The following is an 8,689-nucleotide window of genomic DNA, read 5'->3' as shown; positions in this document are numbered from 1 at the left end:
ATATTATAATCACTATATTTGAGTATTGAATCACTAAAAATTATTAACGCTTTGTTGCGTTACAACCTTGAATCCAAGTCTATGTGAAATCAATAAATGATTATTCAGCCAAATCTTTAACACTTATATGTTGAACAACATATAAGCAAAGACGCTAAAATAACAACCGATAAATGGAGAGGTTATAATCCTTTAATAAAGAACTATAACATCGAACAAAAATTAAGTAATAATGGAAAAAACTTCAAAGAGTTACATGTGGTTATTATGCAACTAAAATCATGGTTAAGAGCAATACCAACTCATGTAAGTAAATGGCATATACAAGCATATTTTGATGAATTTTGTTTTAGAATTAATAGGTCACAATACAAAGAATCCATTTTTCATAAAACAATTCTTAGAATGGTACTACAAAACCTAAATATCAAAAAAATATAAAACAGACACTAGGCGTATAACTCAGTTAAGTTTTATGCTGACAATAAAACAGCTTTGATCACCTTAGATATAGAACCAAAGTTCGAAGCAAAAAGAGAACAGTTATACCAACAAATAATGGCTCTTAAAACGGTTTTAAAAAAGGAATATATACCTGAAATCGTCTTTGAGGAGAATTTCACTCTTGACAATGGCAAAACCATATCACGTATTTATGTTCAATTAGATGAGGAGTTTAATATTTACAATAAAAACACTTGGAGAAATGCTTTTCAGTTTTTTAATAAAAACATGCCCCTGTTCGAACTTTGGTTTTATGAATTTGAAGACTTTATCAAACAAGCCAACAACTAAACACTTAAAGCCCCATTTATTTCAACAGAAACAAACCACAACTCTCACAGACATCTATTATCATCAATAAACAGTATCTTTGATACTCTATTAGAAACTTAACTTATGAAAAAAGCAGTATTTCCAGGTTCATTTGACCCTTTAACCCTTGGTCATTTCGATATTATAAACAGAGCTTTACCTTTGTTTGACGAAGTCGTTATTGCCATCGGAATTAATGCTGATAAGGAATATATGTTTTCTCTAGAGCAACGAATAGATTTCATCAAAAAAACATTTCAAAACGAGCCAAAAATATCGGTAACTACCTACAAAGGACTTACAGTAAATTATTGCAAAGAAATAAATGCTGATTTTATTCTAAGAGGACTGAGAAACCCTTCCGATTTTGAGTTTGAAAAAGCAATTGCAATTACAAATAGAAAACTCTCTGGTATTGAAACAGTATTTTTATTAACTAGTGCTGAAACTTCGTATATCAGTTCGAGTATCGTAAGAGATATTATACGAAATAATGGAGATGCAAGTATTTTGGTGCCTAAAATTGTACTTCAATAGTACGACTTCTAAACAAGTGTAAATAAAAATATAGCGTACAAACCAAATCGCACAAAACGAAACAAACCAAGATATAAGACCCATTTAAAAGGATAACCTGTTATCCCACAAACCATCAGTACTATCGAAAAAGGAATGGGTAATAAGGCGGAAATTACGACAAAAAAACCTCCCCATTTTTTTAAATTCCTAAACAGTTCACCATATTTATTAATTGCCCAATCATGTATCTTTGGAACATGAACTAGCTTGGCTCCAATAAAGTAAGAAACCAACCCGCCGGCATAAGACAAACAAGCTAACAATAAGGTCAACAGCCAAGGATTTACCCCTATATCTCGCCCTAATTCCTTTGTCCAAACAATAAAAATATCTGGAGGCAATAAACCTAGAAAAGATTCTGATAGTGTAAAAATCAAAAACACCACCCAAGCATCAACTGTATCTACAATCACCTCAAAAAGATCTTTTATTGTTATTACAAACTTTTCCAATAAAAAAACAAGAAGAACAAGAAAACCAACAATAACACTCAGCTTAAACAAGTTCTTCCCTAGGAACTGAAACAAACCAGTTCTTGATAAATATTGATAATAAAGATTAAGATATCTCTGCATTATTTGTTATTTAGAATACAATCCTTTAGTAAATTTTTCTGGGTTCGCTGCCAAATGGTAACGCGGATCATCTATACCCTGTATTATTAACTTCTGAAATTTTTTATCTCCTTTCATTAATAAAATTTTACACTCCTCACTTAAGTGCTTTAATTTAACTGACTTCCCTACTTGCTCATACTTACTTACAATATTAGATATTGCTTCGATAGCAGAATGATCTGACACTCTAGATTCTACAAAATCAATTTCTATCCTTTCAGGATCATTTTTTATATCAAATTTTTCTATAAAACCAGAAACTGAACCGAAGAATAATGGTCCCCAGATTTCATAAATTTTCGTTCCATCATCTTTAACTCTTTTACGAGCTCTAATCTTTGTTGCATTTTCCCAAGCAAAAACTAAAGCAGAAATTATGATTCCTACAAAAACAGCAATTGCCAAATCAACAATTACCGTCACAGCAGAAACAATAATTAAAACAACAGCATCTGCAACGGGTATCTTTCTAATAATTCTAAAACTAGACCAGGCAAATGTTTCAATCACCATCACAAACATAACACCTACCAATGCAGCAACTGGCACTTGCTCAATATACTCATCTGTAAAAAGGATAAATGTTAGTAAAGTTAATGCCATGGTTATCCCCGACAAACGACTTCTTCCTTTTGCGTTGATATTGACAACTGTTTGACCAATCATTCCGCATCCACCTGCACCTCCAAACAATCCACTAAAAATATTACCAGCACCTTGTGCTATACACTCTCTATTCCCATCTCCTCTAGTGTCTGTCAAATCATCCACTAGATTCATTGTCATTAACGATTCTATTAAACCAACAGAAGCAGCTAAAAAAGCATAGGGTAAAATAAATTTTAATGTACCTAAATTAATCGGTAAATTTTGCCAAAGATCTTTATTGGGTGTTGGTAATTCTCCTTTCAAACCATCTCCTCCTCCTTCAATAATATAAGACCCAACTGTGCTCACATCCAATCCACCAAAAATTACAATTCCAGTGGTAATTAATATAGCTGTTAATGCAGCGGGTATTTTTGTAGTAACTTTAGGTAACAACCATATAATACCCATTGTTAATGCAACCAAACCTAGCATCATATACAATTCTGTTCCTTCCATCGGAATATTCAAATATTGCATTACCCCATTATCTGCAAGACTCAATTCTTTATGAGAAAACATTTTAACTTGGGCAATAAATATTGCTATTGCCAAACCGTTTACAAAACCCATCATTACAGGATGCGGTATCAATCTAACAAATTTTCCAAGTTTTAAAACACCAGCGGATACTTGAATAATTCCCATCAGTACAACGGCAGCCAACAAATAAAAGTAGCCCATGTTTTCTATTGGAATATCAAATAACAATCCTTTAGAATGTCCTTCAGAAATCATATCCTCAAAAATTAAAGCTACTGCTCCAGCTGCACCAGAAATCAACCCAGGTCTACCTCCAAAAACTGCGGTTATCAACCCAACCATAAATGCTCCAGACAAGGCTATTAAAGGGTCTATTTGAATAACAAAGGCAAAAGCAACTACTTCTGGAATCATTGCTAATGAAACGGTAATACCTGCAAGAATATTGTCCTTAGGATTTTGGGTTATATTCCTAATAAAATCGGTCATTAATTTTTGAATTTACTAAATGCAAAATTACAGCTATTATTTGTATTGACAAAGTCAATAAATGAAAAAGAAAATTACTGAATTTTTCATATAGTTCTATAAAGGAAACGAGAGCATTACATTACTAAATTATTAAAAAAGTAATTTGATGTTTTGGTAAGTATTCCTAAGCGCTTTTATGACTTCAATTTTATTTTTAAAAGCAACTTGAGTAATCCCTTCTTCTTGTTGAGGAATAAGTTTACCGATATAACTGGTACGCATTAAATACCAATAAGTCACTTTAAGTCGTAACTCTCCGTTATAATAAAACGTGTGATATGTAGTTTCCAACTCTTTCTCTATTGTTAATTTATCAACACCACATTCCTCTTCAACCTCTCTTAGAGCTGCTGTTCTTTTATTTTCACCGATTTCAATATGTCCTTTTGGCAAATCCCATTTATCAAACCTATAAATAAACAAGACCTCTTTTCTTGAATTATAGACTTTACCACCTGCAGCCTCAATCACCTTAAAATTAGACAGAAAAGACTTCCAGTCATTATCTATTTCATCTGTTAGCAAACAAATACCATCAACTCCGGGAGAAATTATCTTATTTTGCAACTCTATAAAATTAATATCTTGAAAACAATAAACTTCACAATTATTTGAATTTTCAGAAGAATCAGTAATGATAATTGGCTTATCATTCATAAAAACTTTATACATTTGCAACATGATTTTGAACAAAGATACTGCTAATGCTACCGCAAAATTGCTTTTACAAATAAAAGCAATAAAACTACAACCTAAAAACCCTTTTACATGGGCTTCTGGATGGAAATCTCCAATTTACTGTGATAATAGAATCACTTTATCATTTCCTCCAATACGTAATTTTCTTAAAGAAAGCATTGCTAAAGCTATCGTTGAGAAATACGGAAAACCAGATGTTATTGCAGGTGTAGCCACGGGAGCCATTGCTATAGGGGTTTTAGTAGCACAAGAACTAAGAGTTCCTTTTGTTTATGTACGTCCAGAAGCAAAAAAACATGGTCGTCAAAATCAAATTGAAGGATTCTTAGAGTCAGGAAGTAACGTTGTTGTTGTTGAAGACCTAATCAGTACAGGAATGAGTAGTTTACTTGCTGTAGAAGCTTTAAAATCCGCTAATGTAAATGTAAAAGGAATGATTGCTATTTTTACTTACGGTTTTGAAATCGCTTTAGAAAATTTCAAAAAAGCGAATATCGACTTAACAACCTTAAGCGATTATAATAATCTATTAGCTCAAGCACATAAAGACAATTACATTTCTAAAAACGAAATGGATACTTTATCAGAATGGAGAGAATCTCCAAGTACATGGAATCAATAATTTTTTATCCTAAATCTTATGAAATTAGAAAGTAGAAAAGTTACCGTAACTAAATCTTCTGAATCTATTTATGCCACGTTAGAGCAACTATCTTCATATGAGGGATTGATGCCTGAGAGTATTGAAAAATTTGAAATCGACAATAATTCTTTTATTTTCGGATTAAAAGGAATGCCAGAAATAAGGTTAGTTTTAAAAGACAAAACCCCCTATTCGAAAATAATTTTAGGAGCCGCTAGTAGTAAAATGCCATTTACATTAGAGCTTATCATAAATGAGATTTCTATTGATTCTTCCGAGGTACAAGTCTATTTCAATGGGGAATTTAACCCTATGATTAGTATGATGATCAAAAAGCCATTGACTAAGTTTATTGAAACTCTAGTTGACAATATTGAAAAGTTATAAAAATATTTAATGGACTTCTCGAAGCATCTTTACTTCTTTAAGTCCAAAATGCCGAACACTCTCATCCTCCATTTCTATTTCTAAATTACCAATAGAATTGATTCCTACAATCTTTCCCATAAACACACCCTCAGCGCTTTCAAACATAGATGGCATAAAGTATTTGTATAAAGACTTTAGGTACCTCTCCTTTATATCTATAAAACTGTCCTTGGAACACAATTCAACCTCTTCTTTTAAGTTAGAAACGATATTCTGTAATATTCCCATTCTATCTTGATCAACACCTAAGATTCTTTTTATGGAATTCGCTAATGATAAATCCTCAGAAAAAAATTCCTGATTCACATTTACTCCAATCCCAATAATTGTCGATTTTAAAAACTCAGAATTCACTGAATTCTCTAACAAAATGCCACATATTTTTTTATTATCTGACAAAATGTCGTTCGGCCATTTTATTGACATTCTTGGTAAACCTAAATTTTTAAGTGCTGTAAAAACAACCAAAGTAACTATATAATTTAAATTGACAGCATCTACCAATTTCCAATCTAAAAGCTCAACAAACACACTAAACATAAGGTTTTTACCTGGTTCAGACTCCCATGTTGTTCCCATTTGCCCCCGTCCATTTGTCTGATATTCTGCAGTCACAACCGTATAATTCTCAACCACAGAATTTGATACCAAATCTTTCAAAAAAGAATTGGTAGATCCAATGGCATCAAGTTTGATTATATACATATTTAAAATATAAAGGAAACAAGGTTTTATTTCGTGTATTTTTACAGAAAAAACAATAACTTTGCTGCAAATTAAATAAAATTTAATGTCTAAAAAAAATAAAAGTACCGATGAATTAATTTCTATAATTATAAAAGGAATTGAGGAGGTAAAAGGAGAAGATATTCAGTTATTAGACCTGAGAAATATAGAGAATACCGTTTGTGATTATTTTGTAATCTGTTCGGGTAATTCAAACACACAAGTAAAAGCAATTTCAAATTCTGTTAAAAAAATAGTTGGAAAAGAAGGGCAAGAAAAAGCATGGCATATAGAAGGTGAATCAGTTGCAGAATGGATTCTATTGGACTATGTACATATTGTAGTACATGTATTTCAAAAACAAACTAGAGAGTTCTACGATGTTGAAGGCTTATGGGGTGATGCAAAAATCACTAAAATATCAACATCTATTTAATTCTAAACTTTAGCTTTAACACACTATGTCTACTACAAAAAACAAAAAAAAGAATATTCTTAAAGATTCAAACTTTAAACCTAAATTTAATTTTTATTGGATTTATGGAGCCATGTTTGTGTTATTTGTTGTTTTCCAATTTTTAAACAGTGAAAACCTTACCCAAAAAGAAATATCTCAAAACAAATTTGAGAGTATTTTGATGAGTAATGATATTTCTAAAATTGTTATTATCAACAGAAATATTGCTCAGCTTTACATTAAAGAGGAAGCTTTGTCTAAAGAAGAATACACTAAACGAACTTCTTCAAACTTATTTAACAAAAATGCGCCAATGTTCGAATATAACTTTGGTGACTTACAGAATTTCGAGAAAAAGCTAGAAACGAGTAAAACTGAAAATAATTTAGATTTCGATAAATTAAACGATGAACAAACTGATTTATTCGACTCACTATTATCTTACTTACCTTTTATTTTTATCATAGGTTTATGGATTTTCTTTATGCGAAGAATGTCTGGAGGTGGTGCTGGAGGTGGCGCTGGAGGTCAAATTTTCAATATTGGAAAATCAAAGGCTAAATTATTTGATGAAAACTCAAAAGTAAAAATTTCATTTAAAGATGTAGCAGGATTACATGGAGCGAAAGAAGAAGTTCAAGAAATTGTTGACTTTTTGAAAACTCCAGAAAAATATACATCATTAGGAGGTAAAATACCTAAAGGAGCACTATTAATAGGGGCTCCAGGTACTGGTAAAACCTTATTGGCAAAAGCCGTTGCAGGTGAAGCTGGAGTTCCATTCTTTTCTTTATCTGGATCTGACTTTGTTGAAATGTTTGTTGGAGTTGGTGCCTCTCGTGTAAGAGATCTATTTAAGCAAGCACAACAGAAATCTCCTTCCATAATTTTCATCGATGAGATCGATGCTATTGGACGTGCACGTGGAAAAAATAATATGACTGGAGGTAATGACGAAAGAGAGAACACATTGAACCAGTTATTAACTGAAATGGATGGTTTCGGGACTGATACCAATGTTATTGTATTAGCAGCAACAAACCGTGCAGATGTTTTAGACAAAGCATTAATGCGTGCCGGAAGATTTGACAGACAAATATTTGTTGATTTACCAGATTTAAATGAACGTAAGGCTATTTTTGAGGTTCACATGAAACCTTTAAAATTAGGGAAAGACGTAATTGCCGATTTCCTTTCACAACAAACTCCTGGTTTTTCAGGAGCTGATATTGCTAATCTCTGTAATGAATCTGCTTTAATTGCTGCTCGTAAAGGAAATACCGAAATTCACAATCAAGATTTCTTGGATGCTGTTGATAGAATCATAGGTGGATTAGAAAAGAAGAATAAAATAATTTCTGTTAAAGAAAAGAAAACCATCGCTTATCACGAGGCAGGACACGCAACTGCTAGTTGGATGCTAGAACATGCTGCTCCCTTAGTAAAAGTTACGATCGTTCCTAGAGGACAATCTTTAGGTGCTGCTTGGTATTTACCAGAAGAAAGAATGATTGTTCAAACCGAACAAATGTTAGATGAAATGTGTGCAACCCTAGCCGGTAGAGCAGCAGAAAGGGTTATGTTCGATAAAATTTCTACAGGTGCATTAAACGACTTAGAGAAAGTAACACGCCAAGCAAAAGCAATGGTAAGTGTGTACGGATTAAATGAAAGAATAGGAAACATTACTTATTACGATTCTTCAGGACAAAGCGAATACAGCTTTTCTAAACCATATAGTGAGGAAACTGCTAAAATTATAGATGAAGAAATTTCTAATATCATAGAAGAACAATATCAAAGAGCTATTACAATACTTACCGAAAATAAGGACAAATTAATTACTCTTGCAGAAAAACTTCTTGAAAAAGAGGTGATTTTTAAAGATGATCTTGTTCAAATTTTCGGAGAAAGACCTTTTGAACCAATTGAATTGGCTAAAACAGAGAATACTGAAGTTATTGAAGAAACTACTGATAGTCCTAGTGAAGACAGCGTTCAAGAAAACAATAAAGTAACAGAGTAATTGACCTCATTTTAGAACAAAGAATACAATATATC

9 protein-coding genes and 2 pseudogenes are annotated in these 8,689 nt (G+C 32.1%); 7 read left to right on the top strand and 4 right to left on the bottom strand.

Going from position 1 to position 8,689, the window contains the following annotated elements; genetic code table 11:
* Nucleotides 1-74: 74 nt before the first annotated feature.
* The 3 genes and pseudogenes from V5787_RS09310 to coaD form a co-directional block, all read left to right on the top strand.
* Nucleotides 75-461 (top strand): annotated as a pseudogene (locus V5787_RS09310) (IS1595 family transposase); the annotation flags it as partial.
* Between the two features lie 13 nt (nucleotides 462-474).
* A pseudogene (locus tag V5787_RS09305) lies at nucleotides 475-795 on the top strand (DUF4268 domain-containing protein); the annotation flags it as partial.
* Nucleotides 796-900: 105 nt separating this feature from the next.
* Complete coding sequence (gene coaD, locus V5787_RS09300) at nucleotides 901-1,353, top strand: pantetheine-phosphate adenylyltransferase (protein WP_336892964.1); 453 nt, start codon at nucleotides 901-903, stop codon at nucleotides 1,351-1,353.
* Between the two features lie 8 nt (nucleotides 1,354-1,361).
* Here the strand turns inward: coaD and V5787_RS09295 are convergent, their stop codons facing one another.
* From V5787_RS09295 to V5787_RS09285, 3 genes are all read right to left on the bottom strand, one after another.
* The gene (locus V5787_RS09295) at nucleotides 1,362-1,970 is read right to left on the bottom strand and encodes a short-chain dehydrogenase (RefSeq protein WP_336892963.1); all 609 of its coding nucleotides are present in this window, start codon (nucleotides 1,968-1,970) and stop codon (nucleotides 1,362-1,364) included.
* A 6-nt stretch (nucleotides 1,971-1,976) separates the two neighbouring features.
* Entirely contained in the window at nucleotides 1,977-3,632 is a 1,656-nt protein-coding gene (locus V5787_RS09290) for a SulP family inorganic anion transporter (RefSeq protein WP_336892962.1), read from the bottom strand.
* A gap of 132 nt (nucleotides 3,633-3,764) precedes the next feature.
* Nucleotides 3,765-4,331, bottom strand: a complete 567-nt coding sequence (locus V5787_RS09285; RefSeq protein WP_336892961.1) for an NUDIX domain-containing protein — start codon at nucleotides 4,329-4,331, stop codon at nucleotides 3,765-3,767.
* 22 nt (nucleotides 4,332-4,353) lie between these two features.
* Here V5787_RS09285 and pyrE point away from each other — a divergent pair, with 22 nt between their 5' ends.
* Both pyrE and V5787_RS09275 read left to right on the top strand, forming a co-directional pair.
* A complete protein-coding gene (pyrE, locus tag V5787_RS09280) occupies nucleotides 4,354-4,995 on the top strand; it encodes an orotate phosphoribosyltransferase (protein WP_336892960.1) in 642 nt (213 codons plus the stop codon).
* Between the two features lie 18 nt (nucleotides 4,996-5,013).
* Nucleotides 5,014-5,403 carry an SRPBCC family protein gene (locus tag V5787_RS09275; protein ID WP_336892959.1) on the top strand — a complete coding sequence of 130 codons (390 nt, stop codon included), beginning with the start codon at nucleotides 5,014-5,016 and terminating at the stop codon, nucleotides 5,401-5,403.
* A gap of 6 nt (nucleotides 5,404-5,409) precedes the next feature.
* Here the strand turns inward: V5787_RS09275 and V5787_RS09270 are convergent, their stop codons facing one another.
* Complete coding sequence (locus tag V5787_RS09270; RefSeq protein WP_336892958.1) at nucleotides 5,410-6,150, bottom strand: biotin--[acetyl-CoA-carboxylase] ligase; 741 nt, start codon at nucleotides 6,148-6,150, stop codon at nucleotides 5,410-5,412.
* 85 nt (nucleotides 6,151-6,235) lie between these two features.
* On the opposite strand from V5787_RS09270, the gene rsfS reads away from it, so the two are divergent.
* Entirely contained in the window at nucleotides 6,236-6,607 is a 372-nt protein-coding gene (rsfS, locus tag V5787_RS09265; protein WP_336892957.1) for a ribosome silencing factor, read from the top strand.
* Nucleotides 6,608-6,632: 25 nt separating this feature from the next.
* Nucleotides 6,633-8,654 (top strand): ATP-dependent zinc metalloprotease FtsH, encoded by a 2,022-nt coding sequence (gene ftsH, locus V5787_RS09260; RefSeq protein ID WP_336892956.1) that lies wholly within the window; start codon nucleotides 6,633-6,635, stop codon nucleotides 8,652-8,654.
* Nucleotides 8,655-8,689 lie beyond the last annotated feature (35 nt).

This window comes from Flavicella sp. (assembly GCF_037132785.1).
Classification (GTDB): domain Bacteria; phylum Bacteroidota; class Bacteroidia; order Flavobacteriales; family Flavobacteriaceae; genus Flavicella.
This window is presented reverse-complemented; position numbering and strand designations above follow the sequence as displayed.

What these genes read in the sequence shown, in the direction of transcription:
- coaD (WP_336892964.1), top strand. Translation starts at nt 901, where the DNA reads ATGAAAAAAGCAGTATTTCCAGGTTCATTTGACCCTTTAACCCTTGGT.
- V5787_RS09295 (WP_336892963.1), bottom strand. Translation starts at nt 1,970, where the DNA reads ATGCAGAGATATCTTAATCTTTATTATCAATATTTATCAAGAACTGGT.
- V5787_RS09290 (WP_336892962.1), bottom strand. Translation starts at nt 3,632, where the DNA reads ATGACCGATTTTATTAGGAATATAACCCAAAATCCTAAGGACAATATT.
- V5787_RS09285 (WP_336892961.1), bottom strand. Translation starts at nt 4,331, where the DNA reads ATGAATGATAAGCCAATTATCATTACTGATTCTTCTGAAAATTCAAAT.
- pyrE (WP_336892960.1), top strand. Translation starts at nt 4,354, where the DNA reads ATGATTTTGAACAAAGATACTGCTAATGCTACCGCAAAATTGCTTTTA.
- V5787_RS09275 (WP_336892959.1), top strand. Translation starts at nt 5,014, where the DNA reads ATGAAATTAGAAAGTAGAAAAGTTACCGTAACTAAATCTTCTGAATCT.
- V5787_RS09270 (WP_336892958.1), bottom strand. Translation starts at nt 6,150, where the DNA reads ATGTATATAATCAAACTTGATGCCATTGGATCTACCAATTCTTTTTTG.
- rsfS (WP_336892957.1), top strand. Translation starts at nt 6,236, where the DNA reads ATGTCTAAAAAAAATAAAAGTACCGATGAATTAATTTCTATAATTATA.
- ftsH (WP_336892956.1), top strand. Translation starts at nt 6,633, where the DNA reads ATGTCTACTACAAAAAACAAAAAAAAGAATATTCTTAAAGATTCAAAC.